Origin of the sequence: Ligilactobacillus pobuzihii E100301 = KCTC 13174, from assembly GCF_000349725.1 — a bacterium.
Taxonomy (GTDB): domain Bacteria; phylum Bacillota; class Bacilli; order Lactobacillales; family Lactobacillaceae; genus Ligilactobacillus; species Ligilactobacillus pobuzihii.
The window spans coordinates 1-515 of record NZ_APCP01000113.1 but is presented as its reverse complement, the minus strand read 5'-3'; the positions used below and the strand labels follow the sequence as shown (position 1 = coordinate 515).

1 rRNA gene is annotated in these 515 nt (G+C 48.5%); it reads right to left on the bottom strand.

Annotated features, from left to right (window positions below):
• Positions 1 to 515, bottom strand: a 23S ribosomal RNA gene (locus LACPOB_RS0101555); the annotation flags it as partial.

The following is a 515-nucleotide window of genomic DNA, read 5'->3' as shown; positions in this document are numbered from 1 at the left end:
ATCCACAATTTCGGTAATGTGTTTAGCCCCGTTACATTTTCGGCGCAGGATCACTCGACTAGTGAGCTATTACGCACTCTTTGAATGATGGCTGCTTCTGAGCCAACATCCTAGTTGTCTGTGCGATCCCACATCCTTTTCCACTTAACACATATTTAGGGACCTTAATTGGTGGTCTGGGCTGTTTCCCTTTCGACTACGGATCTTATCACTCGCAGTCTGACTCCCGGAACAAGATCAGTGGCATTCGGAGTTTATCTGAATTCAGTAACCCAAGACGGGCCCCTAGTCCAAACAGTGCTCTACCTCCACGATCCTTAACTTCCGAGGCTAGCCCTAAAGCTATTTCGGAGAGAACCAGCTATCTCCAAGTTCGTTTGGAATTTCACCGCTACCCACACCTCATCCCAGCATTTTTCAACATACATGGGTTCGGTCCTCCGGTGCGTTTTACCGCACTTTCAACCTGGACATGGGTAGGTCACTTGGTTTCGGGTCTACGTCAACGTACTCGT